The 22,441-nt window shown below is 70.4% G+C and carries 21 protein-coding genes; 8 read left to right on the top strand and 13 right to left on the bottom strand.

Annotated elements, in window-relative coordinates:
- Positions 1-7: 7 nt before the first annotated feature.
- On the top strand, positions 8-1,237 hold the full coding sequence (gene cysC, locus KME78_RS36740; protein ID WP_246652702.1) for an adenylyl-sulfate kinase: 1,230 nt from the start codon (positions 8-10) through the stop codon (positions 1,235-1,237).
- On the top strand, positions 1,234-2,115 hold the full coding sequence (locus KME78_RS36735; protein WP_219534045.1) for a sulfite exporter TauE/SafE family protein: 882 nt from the start codon (positions 1,234-1,236) through the stop codon (positions 2,113-2,115). The genes cysC and KME78_RS36735 overlap by 4 nt, the downstream gene beginning before the upstream one ends.
- On the opposite strand, the gene KME78_RS36730 is transcribed toward KME78_RS36735, so the two are convergent.
- Positions 2,060-3,091 carry a glycoside hydrolase family 26 protein gene (locus KME78_RS36730; RefSeq protein WP_246652701.1) on the bottom strand — a complete coding sequence of 344 codons (1,032 nt, stop codon included), beginning with the start codon at positions 3,089-3,091 and terminating at the stop codon, positions 2,060-2,062. The two genes, KME78_RS36735 and KME78_RS36730, sit on opposite strands and share 56 nt — an antisense overlap.
- 358 nt (positions 3,092-3,449) lie before the next feature.
- Here KME78_RS36730 and KME78_RS36725 point away from each other — a divergent pair, with 358 nt between their 5' ends.
- Genes KME78_RS36725 through KME78_RS36700 form a run of 6 tightly spaced genes read left to right on the top strand, consistent with a single transcriptional unit; the run spans position 3,450 to position 9,981 of the window.
- Positions 3,450-4,751, top strand: coding sequence for a YveK family protein (locus tag KME78_RS36725; protein ID WP_219534044.1), 1,302 nt, complete (start codon positions 3,450-3,452; stop codon positions 4,749-4,751).
- Positions 4,748-6,025, top strand: coding sequence for an O-antigen ligase family protein (locus tag KME78_RS36720; protein WP_219534043.1), 1,278 nt, complete (start codon positions 4,748-4,750; stop codon positions 6,023-6,025). Before KME78_RS36725 ends, KME78_RS36720 begins: the two co-directional genes overlap by 4 nt.
- Positions 6,022-6,927 carry a hypothetical protein gene (locus KME78_RS36715; protein ID WP_219534042.1) on the top strand — a complete coding sequence of 302 codons (906 nt, stop codon included), beginning with the start codon at positions 6,022-6,024 and terminating at the stop codon, positions 6,925-6,927. Before KME78_RS36720 ends, KME78_RS36715 begins: the two co-directional genes overlap by 4 nt.
- Before the next feature lie 5 nt (positions 6,928-6,932).
- Complete coding sequence (locus KME78_RS36710; RefSeq protein ID WP_219534150.1) at positions 6,933-7,778, top strand: sulfotransferase domain-containing protein; 846 nt, start codon at positions 6,933-6,935, stop codon at positions 7,776-7,778.
- Positions 7,766-9,079 (top strand): lipopolysaccharide biosynthesis protein, encoded by a 1,314-nt coding sequence (locus KME78_RS36705; RefSeq protein ID WP_308127272.1) that lies wholly within the window; start codon positions 7,766-7,768, stop codon positions 9,077-9,079. Before KME78_RS36710 ends, KME78_RS36705 begins: the two co-directional genes overlap by 13 nt.
- Entirely contained in the window at positions 9,076-9,981 is a 906-nt protein-coding gene (locus tag KME78_RS36700) for a sulfotransferase (RefSeq protein WP_219534041.1), read from the top strand. Before KME78_RS36705 ends, KME78_RS36700 begins: the two co-directional genes overlap by 4 nt.
- Here the strand turns inward: KME78_RS36700 and KME78_RS36695 are convergent.
- The 12 genes from KME78_RS36695 to glmU form a co-directional block, all read right to left on the bottom strand.
- The gene (locus tag KME78_RS36695) at positions 9,956-10,582 is read right to left on the bottom strand and encodes a hypothetical protein (RefSeq protein WP_219534040.1); all 627 of its coding nucleotides are present in this window, start codon (positions 10,580-10,582) and stop codon (positions 9,956-9,958) included. The two genes, KME78_RS36700 and KME78_RS36695, sit on opposite strands and share 26 nt — an antisense overlap.
- 39 nt (positions 10,583-10,621) lie before the next feature.
- Positions 10,622-11,479 (bottom strand): WecB/TagA/CpsF family glycosyltransferase, encoded by an 858-nt coding sequence (locus KME78_RS36690; RefSeq protein ID WP_246652700.1) that lies wholly within the window; start codon positions 11,477-11,479, stop codon positions 10,622-10,624.
- A gap of 312 nt (positions 11,480-11,791) precedes the next feature.
- Positions 11,792-12,712 carry a glycosyltransferase family 2 protein gene (locus KME78_RS36685; RefSeq protein ID WP_219534039.1) on the bottom strand — a complete coding sequence of 307 codons (921 nt, stop codon included), beginning with the start codon at positions 12,710-12,712 and terminating at the stop codon, positions 11,792-11,794.
- A 175-nt stretch (positions 12,713-12,887) separates the two neighbouring features.
- Entirely contained in the window at positions 12,888-13,796 is a 909-nt protein-coding gene (locus KME78_RS36680; protein ID WP_308127271.1) for a sulfotransferase, read from the bottom strand.
- A 188-nt stretch (positions 13,797-13,984) separates the two neighbouring features.
- A complete protein-coding gene (cysN, locus tag KME78_RS36675) occupies positions 13,985-15,247 on the bottom strand; it encodes a sulfate adenylyltransferase subunit CysN (RefSeq protein ID WP_219534038.1) in 1,263 nt (420 codons plus the stop codon).
- A 4-nt stretch (positions 15,248-15,251) separates the two neighbouring features.
- The gene (cysD, locus tag KME78_RS36670) at positions 15,252-16,166 is read right to left on the bottom strand and encodes a sulfate adenylyltransferase subunit CysD (protein ID WP_219534037.1); all 915 of its coding nucleotides are present in this window, start codon (positions 16,164-16,166) and stop codon (positions 15,252-15,254) included.
- A gap of 18 nt (positions 16,167-16,184) precedes the next feature.
- On the bottom strand, positions 16,185-16,961 hold the full coding sequence (locus KME78_RS36665; RefSeq protein ID WP_219534036.1) for a 3'(2'),5'-bisphosphate nucleotidase CysQ: 777 nt from the start codon (positions 16,959-16,961) through the stop codon (positions 16,185-16,187).
- Complete coding sequence (locus tag KME78_RS36660) at positions 16,961-18,400, bottom strand: sugar transferase (RefSeq protein ID WP_219534146.1); 1,440 nt, start codon at positions 18,398-18,400, stop codon at positions 16,961-16,963. Before KME78_RS36660 ends, KME78_RS36665 begins: the two co-directional genes overlap by 1 nt.
- A 112-nt stretch (positions 18,401-18,512) precedes the next feature.
- A complete protein-coding gene (gene pth / locus KME78_RS36655) occupies positions 18,513-19,097 on the bottom strand; it encodes an aminoacyl-tRNA hydrolase (RefSeq protein WP_219534035.1) in 585 nt (194 codons plus the stop codon).
- 60 nt (positions 19,098-19,157) lie between these two features.
- On the bottom strand, positions 19,158-19,763 hold the full coding sequence (locus KME78_RS36650; RefSeq protein WP_219534034.1) for a 50S ribosomal protein L25/general stress protein Ctc: 606 nt from the start codon (positions 19,761-19,763) through the stop codon (positions 19,158-19,160).
- A gap of 94 nt (positions 19,764-19,857) precedes the next feature.
- A complete protein-coding gene (locus KME78_RS36645) occupies positions 19,858-20,835 on the bottom strand; it encodes a ribose-phosphate diphosphokinase (RefSeq protein WP_219534033.1) in 978 nt (325 codons plus the stop codon).
- 64 nt (positions 20,836-20,899) lie between these two features.
- A complete protein-coding gene (gene glmU, locus KME78_RS36640; protein WP_219534032.1) occupies positions 20,900-22,351 on the bottom strand; it encodes a bifunctional UDP-N-acetylglucosamine diphosphorylase/glucosamine-1-phosphate N-acetyltransferase GlmU in 1,452 nt (483 codons plus the stop codon).
- Between the last annotated feature and the right edge of the window lie 90 nt (positions 22,352-22,441).

Below are 22,441 nucleotides of genomic sequence, written 5' to 3'. Positions count from 1 at the left end.
GGAATAGTTGGGATGGCAGATCGTGGAGTGGACCCCCGGCGCGTACGAGCTGGCCGATCTGGAGCTGCTGCTCTCCGGCGCGTTCCAGCCGTTGGGCGGTTACCTCGGCCACGACGACCTGCACGCGGTGCATGAGCGCGGCACGCTCGCCGACGGCACCCCGTGGCCCGCGCCCGTCACGCTCCACCTGCCCGGAGCGGCCGCCCCCGGCGACGAGGTCACGCTGCTCGACCCCGAGGGCGTGCCGCTGGCCGTGCTCACCGTCGCCGAGCGCGAGCCCGACGGCCTGACCTCCGGCGCGGTGAAGGGCTTGGGCGCCCCGGAGCACGGCCCGTTCGCCCGGCTTCGCCGCACTCCGGCACAGGTACGCGACGAGCTCGACGGGCGGGAGGCGCTCGCCGTCACCATGCGGGGACCACTCGACGACCTCACCGAGATCGTCGCCACCGCCAAGGAGCTCGACGCGGTGATCCTGCTGCTCCCCCTCTCCTTCGGCGAGACGGGCCCGGCCGTGGTACGCGCCGCGCTGCGCGCCAAGGAGCAGCTGCCCGAGGGCACGCTGGTGGTCTCGGTGCCCCTGGCGCCGCGCGCGGAGCCCGAGATCGACCTGGAGCTGCGCGAGCACGTCGCCACCGCCTACGGCGCCACCGAGCACCTGGCGGGCCCCGAGCCGGTGCGCATCCCCGGACCGCCGCACCGGCGCGGGCTCGTGGTCTTCTTCACCGGCCTGTCCGGCTCCGGCAAGTCCACGATCGCCCGCGGCCTGCGCGACTCACTGCTGGAGCTGGGCAGCCGCACGGTCACCTACCTCGACGGCGACGTGGTCCGCCACCTGCTGTCCAAGGGCCTGACGTTCTCCAAGGACGACCGCGACCTCAACATCCGGCGCATCGGCTTCGTCGCCGCCGAGGCCGCGCGCCACGGCGGGCTGGCGATCTGCGCCCCCATCGCCCCCTACGCGGACACCCGCGAGGAGGTGCGCGAGATGGTCGAATCGGTCGGGGCCGACTTCCTGCTCGTACACGTGGCCACCCCGCTGGAGGAGTGCGAGCGCCGCGACCGCAAGGGCCTGTACGCCAGGGCCCGCGCCGGGCTCATCCCCGAGTTCACCGGCGTCTCCGATCCCTACGAGGAGCCGGACGACGCCGATCTGGTCATCGACACGACACACATTTCCATCGAGGCGGCCGTCGCCCAGGTGCTGGGGACGCTGCGCAGCGGAGGCTGGGTTCGTTGATCGACTTCCCCCTGATCGCCGGTTCTTTCGTGGTGGCCATCGTCGTCGGGCTCACCGGCATGGGCGGCGGCGCGCTGATGACGCCGATGATGATGCTGTTCTTCCACGTCTCGCCGCTGGCGGCGGTCTCCAGCGACCTGGTCGCCTCGGCCGTGATGAAACCGGTCGGCAGCGCGGTCCACCTGCGCAGGGGCACGGTCAATCTGCGCCTGGTGGGCTGGCTCTGCGTGGGGTCGGTGCCGGCGGCGTTCTGCGGGGTGTTCGTGGCGCGGGCGTTCGCGGTCGGCGACGGGGTGAAGTACGCGCTCGGCGTGGCGCTGCTGCTCGCCGTCGCGGGCCTGGTCGCCAAGACGTGGCTGGGCGGGAAGGGCGGTTCGTCGAGCGCCCACGATATTGTCGTGCGCCCAATCCCGACCGTACTGGTCGGTACGGTAGGCGGTCTGGTGGTCGGGATCTCCTCGGTCGGCTCGGGTTCCCTGATCATCGTGGCCCTGCTCGCCCTCTATCCGGCGCTCAAGGCCAACCAGCTCGTCGGCACCGATCTGGTGCAGGCGGTGCCGCTCGTCGCCTCGGCCGCGCTCGGCCACCTGCTCTTCGGCGACTTCCAGCTCCAACTGACGCTCTCGCTGCTCATCGGTTCGATCCCGGGCGTCTACCTCGGTGCCCGGATCTCCTCCAGGGCGCCGGGCGGGCTCATCAGGGCGATGCTCGGGATCGTCCTGCTCGCCTCCGCACTCAAGCTGCTCGACGCGAGCAACACGCTGACGGTGTGGGCGCTCGCGGTCGCCGTACTCGTGACCGTGGCGGGCTGGCGCTGGCGCGTCAGGGCCGCGGCACGGGCGTCGAGTGAAAGTACGGATCTCGCGCGAGTTCGCTGAACGCCCGCCCGGCCGCGGGGTCGGAGTCGAAACTGGTGTCGCCGCGCGGCGCGTGCGGTGAGTCGAAGTAGATCAGTGCCTTGATCTGCGGGTAGCGCTGGATCTGCGTACGCACCGACTCGAAGAACGAGCGCTTGGCCGTACGGTCGCCGGACCGCTCGAACACGCCCCACTCCGCGACCATGACCGGCTTGCCGGGAAAGCGCCACTGCATCCAGCGGTAGAACCCCGGCCACTGGCCGAAGTCGGGCCGGGTCTTGTTGACCAGGCCGTCGAAGTCGTTGACCCGGTGGTCGGCATAGGGGTCGAGGGCCACCCAGTCGACCACGTCGTCACCCGGGTAGAGCTGCTCGAACCAGGGCTTGGCCGCCCAGTTAGGGGCACCCATGTAGGTCATGACCGTGACCGCGTTCTTGACGCCCTCGTCGCGCAGCCTGAGCACGACATGGCGGTACATGGCGGCGTAGTCGGTGGCCTGCATGCCCGAGCCGGGGGTGACGTCGACGTCGTTCTCCGGCTCGTGGTGCAGGGTGAGGAAGAACCGCTCGGGGAAGGTGCGTCGGATGTAGTCGGCCAGCCGGTCGATCCTACGGTCGATGGCTCCTTCGGCGATCTGCGCCCAGGTGTGGTCGAACGACGGCTTCCAGTTGATGAGTAGCAACCTGGGCCGGACCGGGTCACGGGCCAGCCCGACCTCCTCCTCGGTGGGGAACTCCTCCTTGCCCCGGTGATAGACGTGCAACACGTCGGCGGTGCCGCCGATGCGGGTCTCGGCGCTCTGCAGCGATTTTTCGACGCCCATACCGGTGAAGACCTCTGGGGCGATCCCCCACCAGGCACCGCATGACGGGATGAGCCGGGCGGTGACCGCGCAGGACGGCGAGCTCTCCGCGTTCGGCCGGACGCTCGGCTCCCGCGCCGGGCTCTCCAAGCCCTCCGGCTGCCCCGAGCAGCCCGCGAGCACGGCGACGACCAACAGCGCGACACCTTTGATGCTGATATTTACCGCTATACGAGAAATTCCCCGCCGGTTCAAGGCCGTTCAACCCCCTCACCCAAGGACCCCCGTCCTATCAAACCTGAACCATGCCATGCCATTCCCAGAACTTCAGCAGGAGCGGGTGTATCGCCAGGTCATCGACCATGCAGCCCGCCCTCAATTTCGCATTATTTCGGGTTATTGAAGGGCGAATTGCTGGCCGTTCCAGAGAAATCTCCCAAGATTCGTCCTGGGCAAAAGCAGTTCCACCTATAGTGGGCGGATGCCCGCGACTCGTGACTCACAGTCGCCGATCGGCGACACCGCGCACATACTCCAAGGGAGATCTGCCCCAATGAGCCTGTCGCCGGACTACCCGGGCCGCCGCCCTGGCACCGACCTGGCGGAGCACCTCTCGCTGTTGCGCAGACGCTGGCTGCCGTTCCTGGGGCTCCTGCTGGCCGGCGGCACGGCGGGGCTGGCGCTGCTGCGGGTCACCCCGCCCGCCTACACCGCCACCACTCAGGTCCTGGTCGCGCCCGTGGGCGTCCAGGACCAGAGCAACCAGGTGACCAACCGGCAGCGCGAGCCGCTCAACCTCGACACCGAGGCGCAGATCGCGCAGTCGTCCGTGGTGGCGGCCAAGGCCGCGAAGGAGCTCAAGACCAGCACGCCCGAGCCCGTCGAGGTCTCGGTGCCGCCCAACTCGGCCGTGCTGTGGATCTCCGTCACCGCCGCCGACCCCGCCGTCGCGGCGGCCCAGTCGCAGGCGTACGCACAGGCATACCTGGCCAACCGCACCGAGAGCGCGCAGGCGACGATGACCGCGCAGCAGCGGGCGATGCTCGCCAAACTCCGGCAGGTCAACACCGCGCTCGACACCGTGATCAAGGAGCTCGCCCGGCTGGGCAAGGGCACCATCGAGCACACGATCGCCGCGCACCGGCAGAGCGTGCTCAACCGGCAGGCCTACAGCCTCACACTCAAGTACGACGCGCTGAAGACCGTCGCCGTCACTCCCGGCTCGATCATCAGCCAGGCCACGCCGCCGACCGTGCCGAGCTCGCCCAGCCTGCCGCTCTACCTCGGCACCGGGCTCATGATCGGCCTGCTTCTCGGCACGGCCGCCGCCTACGTCCGCGACCGGCTCGACACCCGGCTGCGCACCGCCGCCGACGTCGAGCGGCTGACCGGGCTGCCCGTCCTCGGCGACCTGTCGGACCCGCCGGCCCGGGGCGTGCCGAATGACCTGGCCGCCGCCGTGGTCGCCGCCTGCCCGGGCAAACGGCTGCTGATCAGGGCGATCCCGGCCGAGCTCGGCGCGACGCAGGTGCTCGGCCCGCTGGCCCGCACCGCGCCGCTGTCGCTGCTGACCGGCTCCGACGTGGGCGACCTGGCCCGGGCCGACGCGGCCTTGCTGCTGGTCGGGCTCGGCCGGGCCACCTCGGGGCAGGCGGACGCCGCCGTACGCCATCTGGGCAGGCACAACGTACCGATCATCGGGGTGGTGACGAAGACGGGCCCGGCCCCCAGGCATGATGCGCGGGCCGGCGCCTCGCTCGGCAAGCTGGTCGCCAGCGGCGAGCTGGACCCCGGCCTGTCCCCTGAGACGGGTCCCATGACCGCGTTCCCCCAGCCACCGGGCACGTCGCCGTGAGAGGCCCCGCGTGGCCGATCGGCGCGCTCCTGCTCGGCTATCCCGTGTGGTGGGCGCTCGGCTTCGGGGGCCTGTCGGTGATCGTCCTGGCGGCGCCCATGGCCGTCATCCTCTGGCGGCGCCGGCCGATCCGGGTGCCGCGCGGGTTCGGCCTGTGGCTGCTGCTCCTGGCCGGTTACGCGGTGAGCGCGCTGATGCTGGCCGACATGCCGCCCGACACCTACGGCGGCTTCAACGCCGGGCGGGTGATCGGCTATCTCATGCGGTTCGCGCTCTACGTGGCACTGTTGATCATGGTGCTCTACCTGGGCAACCTGACCGAGCGGGAGCTGCCGCAGCTCAGGCTCGTACGGATGCTCGGCGTGCTGTTCGTCACGACCGTGGTGGGCGGGCTGCTCGGGGTGTTCTTCCCCCGGCTGGAGTTCACCTCGCCGGTGGAGCGGGTGCTGCCGGGCTGGATCAGCGACAACGCCTTCGTCCAGAACCTCATCCACCCCACCGCCGCCCAGACCCAGAAGGTGCTGGGCTACGCCTCACCCCGCCCCGAGGCGCCGTTCGAGTGGGCCAACGCGTGGGGCAGCAACGTGTCGGTGCTGCTGATCTGGTTCGTGGTCGGCTGGTGGGTGTACGGCGGAGGCGGGCGCAAGGCGGCGGCCATCGCCTTGACGGCCGTGGCCGCCATCCCGATCGTCTACTCGCTCAACCGCGGCCTCTGGATCGGCCTCGGGCTGGCCGGGCTCTATCTGATCGTCCGGGTCGGCGGACGCACCAGGCTGGCCCTGTGCGCCACGGCGGTGGCGGCGACGCTGGCGTTCGCGCTCAGCCCGCTCGCCTCGCTGGTCGGCCAGCGCCTGGACAACCCGCACTCCAACGACATCCGGGCCTTCACCGTGTCGGCGACCATCGCGGCGGCCGCCCACTCCCCGATCATCGGCTACGGCAACACCCGCAACGCCATGGGCAACCACCGCACGATCACCACCGGCAAGACCGAGTGGTGCGGCGGCTGCGGCCATCCGCCGCTGGGCAGCGACGGGCAGCTCTGGCTGCTGATCATCACCCAGGGCTTCGTGGGGGCGGCGCTCTACGTGGCGTTCTTCCTGGGCGCGATCCGGCGCCACTGGCCCGACCGCAGCCCGATCGGGCTCGCGGGCGTGCTGGTCATGATCCTCGTGCTGCTCTACATGTTCGTGTACGACGGCCTGGTCACGCCGCTCAGCCTCTATCTCATCTCGTTCGCCCTCCTGTGGCGCAACGCCAGGGAGAGCTCGTGAACGACGCGAACCGGCGGCTGCGCTATCTCGATCAGACGCTGCGGTCGCTCTACCCCGGCCCCGGCTCACCACGCCCCTACAGCGTGCTCCCGCACCGGCTGGTGCCGCGCCGCCTGGCCCCCCGGCGCCGATGGCACACGCTGCTGGGGCGCCGGGTCATGGTGCACGTCGAGGACTCGATCGAGACCCATCTGAGCGACGTCCTCGGCGTCCCCGTCGAGACCGTCCTCCACGTACGGCCGGCCGGGCGGGCCAACCGCAAGCCCGTCCTGGAGGCGCGCCGCGAGGGCTCCGTCCTGGCGTTCGTTAAGGTCGGCGACACCGAGCGCACCCGCGAGCTGGTCGACGGCGAGGCCGCCGCGCTCAGGAAGCTGGGCGAGCTGGCGCTGAAGACGGTCGTCGTGCCGGCCGTGCTCCACCACGGGCGGTGGGGGGAGTTCTCGGTCCTGGCCCTGTCACCGCTGCCGGTCCGGCGCGGCCGGGTCCCCGCCGCGCTGCTCACCGACGCCGTCAGGGAGATCGCGGACACCGGCGGCCCCGAGGGAGCGGCCTGGCACGGCGACCTGTCGCCCTGGAACATCGCCCCCTCCGGCGACGGGCGGCTGCTCGTCTGGGACTGGGAGCGCTACGCGGTCGGCGTGCCCTACGGGTTCGACGCCGTGCACCACTTCTTCCAGCGCGCGCTGCGGCGGATGAACCCGCCCACGGCCGCGCGGGCCTGTCTGGCGCAGGCCCTGCCGGTGCTCGCGCCGCTCGGGCTGTCGGCCGCCCAGGCCAGGCGGACGGCCCTGCACTACCTCATCGCGCTGGCCGACCGGCACGCCGCCGACGGCCACGAACCCCTCGGGCCGCCGGACACCTGGCTCAACCCCCTCATTGATCAGCAGGAGTCAGTGACGTGAAAACCATGAAGCAGTCGGTGCTGTCCGTCTCCCGGACCACCGGGAAGTTCACGTCGAGCGTGCGGATGCTGCCGTCGTTTCTGATCGCCGGGGCGCAGCGGTGCGGCACCACGTCGCTCTACCGGGCGCTGTCCCGGCACCCGCTGCTGCTCAAACCGGTGCTGCACAAAGGCGTCCACTACTTCGACGCCAACTACGGGCGGAGCCTGTCCTGGTATCAGGGGCATTTCCCGCTCCGGGCGGCCGCCGCGCGGCTCGCCCGCCGCCACGGCACGCACCCGCTGGCGTTCGAGTCGTCGCCCTACTACCTGTTCCATCCGCTGGCCGGCGAGCGCATCGTCGCCGACCTGCCCGGGGTCAAGCTCATCGTGCTGGTCCGCGACCCGGTCGAACGGGCGTGCTCGGCGCACGCCCACGAGCTGGCCAGGGGGTACGAGACCGAGTCCGGCTTCGAGCGGGCCGTGGAGCTGGAGGTGCCACGGCTGGCCGGAGCCGAGCAGAGCCTGCGGGCGCGCCCCTACTCCATCCACCACTCGCACCGCCACCACGCCTACCTGGCGCGCGGGCAATACGCCGAGCAACTCGACCGGCTGGAGCCGCTGTTCGGCCGCGAACGCATCCTGGTGCTCGACAGCCACCGCTTCTTCACCGAGCCCGAACGCATGTACGACCGGGTGCTGGACTTCCTCGGCCTGCCGCATCTGGGCTACCCGGCGTTCGAGCGGCACAACGGGCGGCCGCTGCCCCAGCCGCTGCCCGACTCGGTCAGGCGGGCGCTCAGGGACCACTTCGAGGTGTACGACACGCGGCTCACCCGCTGGCTGGGGGGTGACCCGTCGTGGCGTCGCTGACCACACGTCTGGCGGGCCCGCTCGGGCAGGTGACCGCACGTCTGGCGGGCCCGCTCGGGCAGGTGGCCAAGGGCGGCATCGCGGGCGTCACCGGGGCCGCCATCAGCGCGGCGGCCCAGTTCCTGCTGGTCGTGGTCGTCACCAGGGCCTTCACCGCGCACCAGGCGGGCACCTTCTTCACCGCCACCGCCCTGGCCCTCATGATCGCCGGAGTGGCCAAGCTCGACGCGGGCAACGGCCTCATCTACTTCATCGCCCGCGCCAAGACCTACGGCTACCACGGCATTTCCGGATATATCCGGGCAGCGCTGCTCCCGGCGGTCCTGGTCGCCACCGCCTTCGGAGCGGTCCTTTACCCGCGGCTCGGCGTCCTGGCCGCGGCTCTGCCGGTGATGGTCGTCGCCGACGTCCTGCTCGCCGCCACCCGCGGCTTCGGCACCATGCGTCCCACGGTGCTGCTCGACGGGATGGCGCTGCCCGCGCTGCAGTTCCTGCTGGTCGCCGCCGCGGCCGTCGCCGTCAGGCCGCAGTGGCTGCCGTTGGCGTGGGCGCTGCCGTACGTGCCGGTGACGCTGCTCGCCGCGAGCCGGCTACGCGAACGCCTGCCGCGCACGCCGTACCTGCCGGGAACAGGCCGCGACCTGTGGCGTTACACGGCGCCGCGCTCGGTGGCGGGTGCCATCCAGGCGGTGTTCCAGCGGCTCGACATCGTGATCGTCGCGGTGCTCGGCGGCCCGGTCCAGGCGGCCGTCTACACCGCCGCCACCCGGTTCAAGGTCGTCGGGCAGCTCGCCAACCAGGGCCTTGCGCAGGCCGTACAACCGCGGCTGGTCAGGGCGCTGGCCGACGGCGAGCTGGCGCGGGCGCGGGAGCTGTACCAGGCGGCGACGATCTGGTTGGTGCTGCTCACCTGGCCGGTCTGGCTCGGGTACGCCGCGCTGGCGCCGTGGCTGCTGCGGCTGTTCGGGACGGGGTACGACGCCGCCGTGCCGGTGGCGCTGGTCCTGGCGGGCACGATGATGCTGGCGACGGCATGCGGCATGGTCGACGTCGTCCTGACCGCCGCCGGGCACACCACGGCCAGCCTGTTCAACCTGGTGATCGCGATCGCCTGCACGGTCGCGCTGGACGTGGCGCTCATCCCGGCCCACGGCGCCTTCGGCGCGGTGCTCGGCTGGTCAGGCGGGATGGTCGCGAAGAACCTGCTCCCCCTCTGGCAACTGCACCACCGCTACGGCCTCCATCCTTTCGGCCGCCACAGCCTCCCGGCGCTCCGCTTCCGCTCCTGGGCCACCGCATGACCGGCCCCATCCTGGTGACGGGCCTGCCCAGGAGCGGCACGAGCTGGGCGGGCAAGATGCTGGCGGCCGGCGGCGACCTGGTCTACGTCAACGAGCCGCTGAACCCCCAGCATCCGCCCGGCCGCTGTCCCGGTGTCCTGCGGGCACACGTCAGCCACCGTTTCCAGTACATCTGCGATGACAACGCCGCCGACTGGCTGCCCGCCTTCCGCGACACGGTGGCGCTGCGCTACCGCTACCTGGCCGAACTCCGCGCCAACCGCTCGCCGTACGATCTCGCCCGGATGGCGCGCTACGGCACGGCTTTCACGCTGGGCCGCCTGCTGGGCCGGCGCGCGCTGCTCGACGACCCGTTCGCGGTGCTGTCGGCGGGCTGGTTCGCCGCGAGTCTGGGCTGCAAGGTGATCGCGCTGACCCGCGACCCGGTGGCGTTCGTGGCCAGCTGGCAGCGACTGGGCTGGACCGTCTACTTCCACGAACTCCTCGAACAGCCCCTGCTCATCCGCGACCACCCCGAGCTCCTGGCACTACGCGCCCTCGTCGGCTCCCAGGACCGCATCGCCAAGGCGGCGGCGCTGTGGCGGGTCACCCGGTCGATCCTCGCCCGTACTCCGGACATCCTGCTGACCTCCTACGACGCCTTGGCCGCCGCACCGGTCCAGGGCTTCCGTCAGCTGTACGCCTACGCAGGCCTCGCCTGGTCACCCGCCGCCGAACGCCGCATCACCAGAGCCTGTACGGCCCCCGCCGGCAGTGGCAGCGCGTTCGCCTGGTCGGGCCTGTCCCGCACGGCCTTCCGCCCCATGAACTCGCGCCGCGCCCTCGAAACGGCCACCCGCGGCCTGACCCCCGCGGAGGCGTCTCGCGTACGGGCGCTCACTTCCGCAGATTTTCCGGCCTGAGGTGCGTGGGCAGGTCCACGGCCACCCCGCGGCCACGCAGCAGCACCCACACCAGCCGGGTCTGCACGATCGCCGCGATCACGAACGCGTAGATGTAGAGGAAGAGGTTCCCCACGAGCAGGGCGGGGACCGACAGCGGCAGCAGCGCGTAGATGAGCACCGGGCTCACCACGCCGGTCATGTCGCCGGCCATGTCGAACACCCCCACCGCGATGGCCCCTAGGCAGAACACGCCATAGCCCGTGCTCACCCAGAAAGCCAGGATGCCGCGTGAATACCGGCCGGTGAACTCGGTGATCGTCTCGTCTCTGGCCCACGCGTTGCCGCCGGCGGCACGGGGTTTGCCCCTGCTGAACCACCACAACGGCACCGCCTGCACCAGCCCGAGCCCGGTCAGCAGGGCGACCGTCACCAGGTCCTCGAAATGGAGATCGGGCAGCAGGAACGTCACCAGGCTGGCCGGGAACGCGATGATCGAGAGCAAACTCGCGAACGTACTCGCGGCCGGGCTCACGATCACGAGGACGGCCAGCAGAACCAGCAGAGCGCAGTAGACGAGCATCAGCAGGCCGACGAACCGGGCCCGGGTGGGTAATTTCACGGCGACACCCTATGGGCCCGCGAACCGCCGGCAGAAGGCCTATTCGCCCGTGGATCTGCCGCTTCCTGAGGAGGCCCGTTTCCGCAGGCAGCCGCCCAGCAGCCGGGCCGCGAACGGCAGGTCGTCGATCAGGTAGCGCCTGGCCAGCCGCCCGGGCTCGGTCGCCAGCCGGAACGCCCACTCCAACCCCGCCCCCTGCATCCAGCCGGGCGCCCTGGGGACCGTCCCGGCGGCGAACGCGATCGCCGACCCGCACCCCACGAACCACGACTCCGGCAGATCCTGGCTCAGCCGCGCGATCAGCCGGTCCTGCCGCGGAAACCCGAGCCCGACGAACACCAGCCTCGGCCCCGCGCCCACGACCCTCCGCCGCACCCGCTCACGCCCTCCGTCCCCGTTCTCGAACCGGAACGGCGGCGCGTCCACGCCGCAGACCTGCAGCCTGGGATAGCAGGCGGTGAGCTCACGAGCGGCCGCCACCGCCGCTCCCGGCGGGCCGCCCAGGAGATAGATCGGCCACCCTCGGCGCGCGGCCAGCTTGCTCAACGACCAGATCAGGTCGGCCCCGGTGACCCGCTCGGGTATCGGCGTGCCGAGCAGCCGCGCCGCCCACACCAGCGGCATCCCATCGGCCACGACCAGGTCGGCGGAGTTGACGAGGTGGCGGAGTTTGTCGTCCTTTTCGACGGCCCGGCAGATGTCGACGTTCGGCGTCACGATCCGGCCGCCCCGCCCGGCCTCCAGTTCCCCGTCCACGTGCTCGACGACCTGCCGCTCGGTCAGCGGATCGACGGCGACGCCCCCGACCACCACCCGCCCCGGCCTCTCCTTCTCCCCAGCCATCCCCCACCCCTCTCCCGACGCCCCCGTGAGCCCCTCCCATGTCGCGCCCCGCATCCGGACTCCTTGCGACAGGGGCAGGATGCTGCGCTCCCGCCGGAGTGCGGAAGAACGCCACACCTCGACCCGACCGCTCAGGCCGGACGTGTGACCGCGGCACGCCCCGATCCGGCCACTCAGGCCGGACGTGTGACCGCGGCACGCCCCGACCTGGCCGCTCGAACTGGACGCGAGACCGCGGGATTACCCCTCCTGCTCGCCCGCTCTGGCAATGAGACGGCGACACGGCCGCGTCGGGGCGCTCGGCCTGGGCACAAGGCGGTGACGCCGTCGGCTCCGGCTGGTCGTGGGAGGGAGGTCCGGGGTGGGTCAAATGCCGTGCCCCCGATCGTGGAGCAGGGCGAGCACCGCACGTGCCGAGATGAGGCCGGCGGCGACGGCGAGGGCGATCGGTGCGCGAGGTTCGCCGATGCGGGAGGCGAACGTGCGCAGGGCCCAGCGCCCGGCCTCACGGCGCCGGCCCAACGCGGCGTGGTGGAAGGCGAGTTGACCGTAGACCCGCGCTGCGCCTCGCGGATCCACGGCCAGTTCGGGGTGCCGGGCGAGCATCCATTCCAGCCCGGCAATGCGGTCGGCCCAGCCGGCGACATAGTGGGAATTGCCCCAACGGATACGTACAAGTGGGCGATCGACGTTCGCGATCGGATGCCGCTTGGCGGCGCGCAGGGCCAGATCCCAGTCCTCGTTCTGCCCGGCCGGAGCACTCTCGTCCACCCACAAGGCGCCACGCCGGAACAGGAACGTCGACGAGTGCACCATCATCATGCGCGAACGCACCAGGTCGGCCACCGTGACCGTGTCGGTGCCCGCGAGCCTCGGCACCCGGCGCCGGCCGTACTCGACCTCGATGCCGCAGCTCACGAACTCGGCGCCATCCTCGATGGCCCGCGCCTGCGCGGCGAGCTTGCCCGGCAGCCACACGTCGTCGTCGTCGCAGAACGCGATCAGCTCGGTGTGACAGGCGGCGATCCCGGTGTTGCGCGCGCCCGGCAGACCGGCGCTGAGCACGTTGGGCAGGACGAGCACACGGTGGTGGACGCCCGTGCCGTTCCGCTGCGCGGCCACGTCGGCCACCTGCTCGGCGACCGCGGCGGGATCACCACCGTCGACGACGATGGCCAGCGAGATCCGCCCGGGGTAGTCCTGCGTCAGGACGGCTCGGGTGGCCGTCCGCAGTTGTTCGGGCCGGTCTCCCCGGGTCGGGATCACCACGCCGACGGACGGGCTCATGCGGCCCCCACTTCGAGAGGTACGGCCCACGCCGCGGCGTCGGCAACCGATCCACGAGGCACGGCTCGCACCCCGGCGTCGGCAAGCGGTCCACGAGGTATGGCTCGCGCTCCGGCGTCGGCAAGCGGTCCACGAGGTATGGCTCGCGCTGCGGTATCGCAGGTCCGAGGCGTGTTCATGCCATCGCCTCCCCGTAGCCGTACCTCAGCCTGAGCGGCCAGGTGAGCGCGGCGACCAGCCGCCGATGGTGGCGCGACAGGCCGGAGCGCCATGAGTCGTCCCGCCGTAGATGGACCGGACCGACGGTGAAGCGCATGGGATTGCCCGAGGCGGTGTGGGCGGTGGTCAACCGGGCGGTCGTGCCGGTGAGGAACGGCAGCGCCGTGGCCAGGCCCAGGGTGTCGGCCAATGTCGCCAGGGCGGCCGCTGGGTCGGCCAGGAGGTCTTCGTAGCGGAGCCGCGTCACCTGGACACCGCGAGCGGCCAGGAGGTCCAGAGCGAGGTTCTGGGCCGTCCAGTGGGCTGCCGTGCGGGCGGGGCCCCAGCGGGTCATCGGGCGGCCGTCCTCGGGGCGTTCGACGGTCTTGCGCCAGGAGTGGGCGACGGCCCGCGGGTCTCTGACCACGTGGACCACGTGCACGTCCACCCCGGCCGCCGCCAGGCAGAAGGCCAGGGAGGCGTGTTTGCCGGAGTCGATGACGGCCGTCGCGCCGGCGGTGACGGCCGCGGCGTCGTAGAGGCGCTGGTAGGTGGCGGTGTATTCCGCCAGATCCGGGTGGGTGATGTGCGGGATCCTGCGCGTGCGGTCGACGCGGTGCCGCAGGGCGAGGACGCGCTCGGCCAAGGCCGGTGTCCATCCGCCGAACGCGGTATCGCCGACTTCGCGCCAGAACGGGCAGGCCGGGAACGGGGCGCCACAGCCGCACGGCTCGCCGGCCAGCACACCTCTGGCCCAGAGGTGGACGACCTCGCCCAGGGGGGCCACGCCCGGGATCTCGCCGAGCAGTCTTTCGAGCAGCGTGGTGCCGCTACGGCCGAGGCCGCCCAGGTAGATCACCCGGGTGGTGGTCGAACGGTGAGTCACGGGGGAACGGCTTTCGCGCAGAGAATACGGAACGTGGAGAGGCTAGCGCGGAGAGTAATCATTCCATCCGTGAAACGGTAAAGGATCTACCTAAGTCTCGCCGTGGGCGTGGCGGCAGCCCAAGTGCCACCAAAAGCCACGCAAAAGCGGGCGCCCGATCCGCCGGACGCCCGCTTCGAACGACGTGACTACCGCACGTCCATGATCATGCCGGCCCCCACCGTCGCGTTCGTGGCCTCGTCCACCAGGATGAACCCACCGGTCAGCCGGTTACGCGAGTAGTCGTCCACGAACAACGGCTGGGTGATCCGCAACGACACCCGCCCGATCTCGTTGAGTGAGAGCGAGGTCGCCGCCTCGTCCCGGTGCAGCGTGTTGACGTCGAGCCGATAGTGCAGGTCACGAACGAGCGCACGAGCGGTGCGCGTCGTGTGCTTGATCATGAGCTTGGAGCGCGGCGCCAGTTTGGCGGTGTCGGCCATCCAGCAGACCATGGCCTCGATCTCCTGCGCCACCTGCGGCTGGTTGTTGGGCCGGGCGATCAGGTCGCCGCGCGAGATGTCGATGTCGTCCTCGAAGCGGAGCGTCACCGACATCGGCGGGAACGCCTCCTCGACCGGCCCGTCGAAGGTGTCGATCGAGGCGATCCGGGTGACCAGGCCCGAGGGCAGGTGGACGACCTCGTCGCCGGGCTTGAGCACGCCGCCCGCCACCTGGCCCGCGTAGCCGCGGTAGTCGTGGAAGGCGTGGTCGGTGGCCCGCTGCGGGCGGATCACGTATTGGACGGGGAAGCGCACGTCGACCAGGTTGCGGTCGGAGGCGATGTGGACGTTCTCCAGGTGGTGCAGCAGCGACGAGCCGTGGTACCAGGGCATGTTCTCGGACCTGGAGACCACGTTGTCGCCGTTGAGCGCCGAGATGGGGATGAACGTCAGGTCGGCCACGTTCAGCTTCGAGGCGAAGGCGGTGAACTCCTCGCGGATCTCCTCGAAGCGTTCCTCGGAGTAGTCGACCAGGTCCATCTTGTTGACGGCCAGGACCAGGTGGGGCACCCGCAGGAGCGTGGTCAGGAAGGCGTGCCGCCTCGACTGCTCCAGGACGCCCTTGCGCGCGTCGATGAGGATGATCGCCAGGTCGGCGGTGGAGGCGCCGGTGACCATGTTGCGGGTGTACTGGATGTGCCCGGGCGTGTCGGCGATGATGAACTTGCGGCGTGGCGTCGCGAAGTAGCGGTAGGCCACGTCGATCGTGATGCCCTGCTCCCGCTCGGCCCGCAGGCCGTCGGTGAGCAGCGACAGGTCGGTGTATTCGGTGCCGCGGTCGCGCGAGGTGCGCTCGACGGCCTCCAGCTGGTCTTCGAAGATCGCCTTGGAGTCGAAGAGCAGGCGGCCGATCAGGGTGGACTTGCCGTCATCGACGCTTCCGGCCGTGGCGAAACGCAGGATGTCCATAGATTTAGAAGTAGCCTTCCCGCTTGCGATCCTCCATGGCTGCCTCCGAGGCGCGGTCGTCGGCCCTGGTGGCCCCGCGCTCGGTGATCCGGGTGACCGCGATCTCCTCGATGATCTCCTCCACCGTGCCGGCCGTGGACTGCACGGCCCCGGTGCAGGTCATGTCACCCACCGTGCGATAGCGCACCACCGCCTCGAACAGCGGCTCATCGTCGCCCCGCTTGACGACCTCGGAGTCGGGCAGCAGCATGCCGTCGCGCTCGAAGACCTTGCGGGTGTGGGAGAAGTAGATGGACGGGATCTCGATGCCCTCGCGCCGGATGTAGTCCCAGACGTCGAGCTCGGTCCAGTTGGACAGCGGGAACACCCGGATGTGCTCGCCCTTGCGGATCTTCGCGTTGTAGAGGTTCCACAGCTCGGGGCGTTGGTTCTTCGGGTCCCACTGGCCGAAGTCGTCGCGGAAGGAGAACACCCGCTCCTTGGCGCGGGCCTTCTCCTCATCGCGGCGGGCACCGCCGAAGACGGCGTCGAACTCCTGCTCCTCGATCGCGTCGAGCAGCGTGGTGGTCTGCAGGCGGTTGCGCGAGGCGCGCCGCCCCGTCTCCTCGACCACGCGCCCGGCGTCGATCGAGTCCTGCACGCTGGCCACGATCAGGCGGGCGGCCAGTTCCTCGGAACGGCGGTCACGGAACTCGATGACCTCCTCGAAGTTGTGGCCCGTGTCGACATGCATCAGCGGGAACGGGATCGGCGCCGGCCAGAACGCCTTCTCGGCGATCCGGAGCATGACGATGGAGTCCTTGCCGCCCGAGAAGAGCAGACAGGGACGCTCGAACTCCGCCGCCACTTCACGCATGATGTGAATGGCCTCGGCTTCGAGTACGTCAAGCTGCGACGTCGTATAGTCGCGCTGGAGCATGGGGACTTCCTCCGGCCTTCAGCGGTGCAGATCCCGAATCCCGGCGAGCAGAGCAGACGCCAAGTCAGGTAGGGAAACAAGGATATCCGGTAGTGAGGGGTCAACCTGGTTGTAGGTCAGCGGCGAGCCGTCGATGCGGCTGGCATGAGCCCCGGCCGCCTGCGCGACGGCGACGGGCGCGGCTGAATCCCACTCGTACTGGCCGCCGGCGTGTACGTACGCCTCGACCTCGCCGGTGAGCACGGCGGAGATCTTCGCCCCGGCCGACCCGATCGGCACGAGGTCGGCACCCACCAGATAGGCCAGCTTCTGCACGAACTCGGGCGGCCTCGTGCGGCTCACCGCGATGCGGAACCGGCCGTTGTTGGCGGCGGGGTCGAAGGCGGGCAGCGTGGGCGGCTCGGCGGTGGTGAGCGTGCGGCCCTGCGCGGGCAGCGCCACCGCGCCGGCGGTCAGCGCGCCCCGGTCCCAGAGCGCCACGTGGACGGCCCAGTCGGCCCGGCCCTCCTCGGAGAACTCGCGGGTGCCGTCGAGCGGGTCGACGATCCACACCCGTGAGGCGCTCTGCCTGCGCGGGTCCAGCCGTTCCTCGCGGGTGGCCTCCTCGGAGAGCACGCAGTCGCTCGGTCGCAGCCGGGCCAGTGACTCCATCAGGAAGACGTGCGCGCTGCGGTCGCCTTCGGCCCGCAGCGCGGCCGCGTCAGCAAAGCCGGTGCGTCGCCGAGTCTCCAGCAACCGCTCGCCCGCCTCGGTCGCCAGATCGGCGGCGAGGGCATGGTCGTCCCGGATCGTCATCAATAAGCTCCTTGCCCGCGGGCGACGGCCGACCAGGTCTTCCAGAGGATCTGAAGATCCAACATGAGAGACCAGTTCTCCACGTAACGCAGGTCGAGACGGACGGATTCCTCCCACGATAGGTCGGATCTCCCACTAACCTGCCACAGCCCGGTCAGTCCGGGCCGGACCAGCAGCCTTCTGCGCACGTCGTCGCCATAGCGGGCGACCTCTTCCGGCAGCGGCGGGCGCGGGCCGACCAGCGACATGTGCCCGAGCACCACATTGATGAGCTGTGGCAGTTCGTCGAGCGAGTGGCGCCGCATCAGCGTGCCGAGCGGCGTCACCCGGGGATCGTTGCGGACCTTGAACAGCACGCCGTCACCATCGCTGACGAGAGTGATCTTCTGCTGCTCGGCGCCACGCCGCATCGTGCGGAATTTCACAATCATGAATAGCTTGCCGTCCTTGCCGACCCTGATCTGCCGGAACAGCGCCGCCCCGGGGCTGGTCACGCGTACGGCCAGCGCCAGCCCGCCCAGCAGCGGCGCCAGGCACACCAGCAGCAGGGCGGCCACCACCCGGTCGAAGCCGTTCTTGACCAGTTGCCTGGCCCCCGCCAGCTCGGGGTGCTCGACGTGCAGCAGCGGCAGCCCGGCGGCCGGACGGATCATCGTGCGCGGCCCGGCCACGTCCATCAGCGCCGGGGCGACCACCAGGTCGGTCCGGGTGCGCTCCAGCCGCCAGGCCAGCCGCCGCAGCGCCTGGCCGTCCATCTCGGGGCAGGCCAGCACGGCCACGGTGTCGGCGCCGGACTGGTCGACCACGATCGACACGTCGCTGAAGCCACCCGCGACGGGCACGTCCGCGATCCGGTCTTCGGGCGCGTCGTCGGGCAGGCAGGCGGCCACGACCTCCATGCCGTGGTAGGGCTCCCTGCGGAACAGCTGGACCAGCTCGGCGATCGCCGAGGCGTGCCCGACGGCCACCACCTTGCGCATGCACGTGCCCGCCGCCCGGCGCCGGTGCAGCGAGCGGCGCAGGCCGTACCTGCAGAAAAGGGTGAAGAGCGTGACGAGCGGCAGGGCGAGGACCACGTAGCCGCGGGCGATGTCGGTCTTGGTCACGTAGGAGCCGATGGCCGTCGCGGCGGTCAGCGCGACGCCGCACTGCACGACCCGGCGGAACTCCTCGGAGCCGATGCCGATCATGCGCGGCTCGTAGGCCCGGTTGAACGCGACCGTGCAGATCCACAGCAGCGGCAGCGCCACACTGACCGCGAAGTATGGCGCGGAGTAGGCGGTGAAGCCGCCGAACCTGACGTAGAACGCGGAGCCGGACGCCAGGCCCGCGCACAGGAAGTCGCTGAGCATGGCACGGATGCGATAGGCGCGTATCCAGGTAGGCAGATAGGGGCTGACCCGCCTGGACCTGGCGTGGCCAGACCGGACTAGGGTCATCAGCCCCTCGCCGTCGCGCACGACTCCTCCACGTGACCGGTGATCAACAGACAGTCACCAGATCGTAGCGTCGAGGGAGGCATGGGAACCTACGAACGACCCAATGCGATGGTCAGCGTGGAGGGCCGGAAATGTGCAGATCAGCGCGGTGGAATTCGTTCTGCGTGACTTCGAGGCCGTGCTCCATCAGCGACTCCACCACGTCGGCCGCCCGGTCGACCAGGAAGGCCAGGTCCTTGCGCTCGGCCGTGGCGAAGTCCTTCAACACATAGGCGGCGGGGTCCATCCGGCCGGGCGGGCGCCCGATGCCGAAGCGGACCCGCAGGTAGTCGCGGGTGCCGAGCACCTTGGTGATCGACTTCAGCCCGTTGTGGCCGTTGTCGCCGCCGCCGAGCTTGGCGCGCAGCGCGCCATACGGGACGTCGAGCTCGTCGTGGACCACGATCAGCCGGTCGGGGGCGAGCTTGTAGAAGTCGGACAGCGCTTTGACCGGGCCGCCCGACAGGTTCATGTACGTCAGCGGCTTGGCCAGCACCGCGCGGCTGGACTCCAGCACCTCGGACCGGCTCCGGTGCGCCTTGAACCGCCCGCCGGCCCTGGCGGCCAGCTCGTCGAGCACCATGAAGCCCGCGTTGTGCCTGTTGCCGGCGTACTCGGAGCCTGGATTGCCCAGCCCGACGATCAACCAGCGGTCCATGTGTCTCCCTCACGCGAAACGGGGCAGCCATCGGCTGCCCCGTCGCCGAACAGCGGCGTGTTACTCGGCGGCCTCGTCGCTGACCGTGGCGACCTCGGCCTCCTCGCCCTCGGCCTCGGTGGGCTCCTCGACCGGCTTGGAGATGACCTGGAGGATGACGGTCTCGGGCTCGGCGATCAGCGTGGTGCCCTTGGGCAGCTTGAGGTCGGCGGCGGTGACCACCGTGCCGATCACCAGGCCCTCGACGTCGACCTCGACGCCGCTCGGGATGTGGGTGGCCTCGGCCTCGACCGAGACGGAGACGAGCTGCTGGTCGAGCAGGCCCTCGGAGTTGACGTCGCCGACCGTGGTGACCGGGATGTCGACCGTGACCTTCTCGCCCCGCCGGACCAGGAGCAGGTCGACGTGCTCGACGAAGCCCTTGATCGGGTCACGCTGAACGCCCTTGGGCAGCGCGAGCTCGTCGACGCCGTCGCCCTTGAGGTGGATCAGCACGTTGGCGGTGCGGAGCGCGAGCAGCACCTCGTGGCCGGGCAGCGTCAGGTGCCTGGTGTCAGTGCCGTGGCCGTAGAGGACGGCGGGCACCTTGTTGTCACGACGGATCTTACGAGCGGCGCCCTTGCCGAACGTGGTGCGCGGCTCGGCGGCGATACGTACTTCAGACACGACATCTCCTAGGGATGCATTTTCCGGATTTTGCGCTCCCCCTCACCCGCCCTAGCGGAAGGCGTTACGAACGCAACCGTCCAAGTCTACCGGCTCAGGTGTCGCCCTCGAACAAGCTGGTCACCGAGCCGTCGGTGAACACCTCGGTGATCGCGCGGGCGATCAGCGGTGCTATCGACAGGACGGTGAGCTTGTCGAACCTGTTGGCCTGCGACAAGGGCAGGGTGTTGGTGACGATGACCTCGGAGATCCGGGAGTTCTTCAGCCGGTCGACCGCGGGATCGGAGAACACCGCGTGGGTGGCTGCGGTGATCACGTTGGTGGCGCCCTGCTCGTAGAGGGCGTCGGCGGCCTTGCAGATGGTGCCCGCGGTGTCGATCATGTCGTCGATCAGCACGCAGGTGCGTCCGCGTACCTTGCCGACGACCTCGCTGACCTTCACCGAGTTGGCCACGTCGAGGTCGCGGCGCTTGTGGATGAAGGCCAGCGGTGTGCCGAGCGTGTCGGCCCAGCGCTCCGACAGCCGGACCCGGCCGGTGTCGGGCGAGACGATCGTGGTGGTCGCCAGGTCGAGCCGGTTCTTCAGGTAGCTCTCGAGCACCGGCATGGCGAACAGGTGGTCGACCGGGCCGTCGAAGAAGCCCTGGATCTGCGAGGTGTGCAGGTCGATCGACATGAGCCGGTCGGCACCCGCGGTCTTGAACATGTCGGCCATCAGCCTGGCCGTGATCGGCTCGCGGCCGCGGCTCTTCTTGTCCTGCCTGGCGTAGCCGAAGAACGGCATGACCACGGTGATGCGCTTGGCGGAGGCCCGCTTCAGCGCGTCGACCATGATGAGCTGCTCCATGATCCACTGGTTGATGGGCCAGGTGTGGCTCTGGATCACGAAGGCGTCGCAGCCGCGGACGGATTCGAGGTAGCGGGCGTAGATCTCGCCGTTGGCGAAGTCGATCAGCTTGGTGGGAGTGAGTGAGACGCCGACGTGCTCGGCGACCTCCTCGGCGAGCTCGGGGTAGGCCCGGCCGGAGAAGAGCATGAGGTTCTTCTCGCCCGGCTGCTTGATGCTGGTCATGAGACCCCCTTCGTCGGTCCCATGACCACGTTACGGTTGTTACTGATGACCTCGACAAGCTCGGTCATTTGCCACTCTCCTGCTGTTCTTGCTTGGCCAGCGCCTTTTCGGCCGCCGCAGCCGATTTCGTACCCGCGCGCCTGCGCAAGACCCATTTCTCGATGTTGCGCTGTCGCGCCCTGGCCACGCCGATCGCGCCCGGAGGGACGTCGCCGTCGATGACCGAACCGGCCGCGGTGTAAGCGCCGTCGCCCACGGTCACGGGGGCGACGAGCATGGAGTCGCAGCCGACGAACGCGCCGTCGCGCACCGTGCTGCGGTGTTTGTTGACGCCGTCGTAGTTGACGAAGATCACGGCTGCGCCGATGTTGACGTCGTCGCCGATCGTGGCGTCGCCCGCGTACGACAGGTGTGGCACCTTCGACCGCTCACCGACCTGCGTGTTCTTCATCTCGACGAACGTGCCCGCCTTGGACTTGTGGCCGAGCACGGTGCCGGGGCGCAGGTAGGCGTAGGGGCCGACGCTCGCCTCCGGGCCGATCTCGGCGTGGTCGCAGACCGCGTTGCGTACGACCGCGCCCGCGCCGACCCTGGTGTCGGTCAGCGTGGTGGCCGGCCCGACCTCCGCGCCGGCTCCGATGACGGTGTCGCCGTGGAGCTGCGTGCCGGGGTGGACGACCACGTCGGGCTCGATCTCGACGCCGACGTCGATCCAGGTGCTGGCCGGGTCGATGATCGTGACTCCGGCCCGCATGTGGCCGTCGAGCAGCCGCTGGTTGAGCACCTTGCGGGCGGAGGCGAGTTGCACGCGGTCGTTGACGCCCTCGACCTCGACGAAGTCGGCGGCGATGTGCGCGCCGACCCGGTGGCCCTCCTCCCGCAGGATGGACAGCACGTCGGTGAGGTATTCCTCACCCTGGGCGTTGTCGGTGGAGACTCGTTTGACGGCGTCGGCGAGCAGCAGCCCGTCGAAGGCGTAGATGCCGGAGTTCATCTCCTTGATGGCACGCTGCTCGGGCGTGGCGTCCTTCTCCTCGACGATCTCCAGCACGGCGCCGCAGGGGTCGCGGATGATGCGCCCGTATCCGGTCGGATCGGGCACCTCGGCCGTCAGCACGGTGACCGCGTTGCCGTCGCCCGTGTGGCGTTCGAGCAGCCCGGCGAGGGTCTGCGTACGCAGCAGCGGCACGTCTCCGTACGTGACGAGGACGGTGCCGGCGATCGTGCCGAGCTCTTCGAGCACGGTGCGGACGGCGTGGCCGGTGCCGCGCTGCTCCCGCTGGACGACGGCGCGCGCGTCGGGGCTCGACTCGGCCAGGTGCGCGCCGACCCGTTCGGAGGCGTGGCCGATGACGACGATGAGCCGTTCGGGACCTAGGTCGCGAGCGGCGGTGAGCATGTGGTCGACCAAGGCGCGGCCGCACATCTCATGCAGGACTTTGGGGGTTCGGCTCTTCATCCGGGTGCCCTCGCCTGCGGCGAGGACGATGACTGCGGCCGGGCGCGGCACACTCACGGACTGGGGCTCCCTGTGGCTGGGCGGTTCAGGGTAGCGGCTCTCGCACCGCCACCCTCCCGACACCGTGAGGATACCCAACAGACACTC

This window comes from Nonomuraea guangzhouensis (genome assembly GCF_019396345.1).
Taxonomy (GTDB): domain Bacteria; phylum Actinomycetota; class Actinomycetes; order Streptosporangiales; family Streptosporangiaceae; genus Nonomuraea; species Nonomuraea guangzhouensis.
Note: the sequence above shows the minus strand (reverse complement) of the source record. Positions and strands in the feature narration are given on the sequence as shown.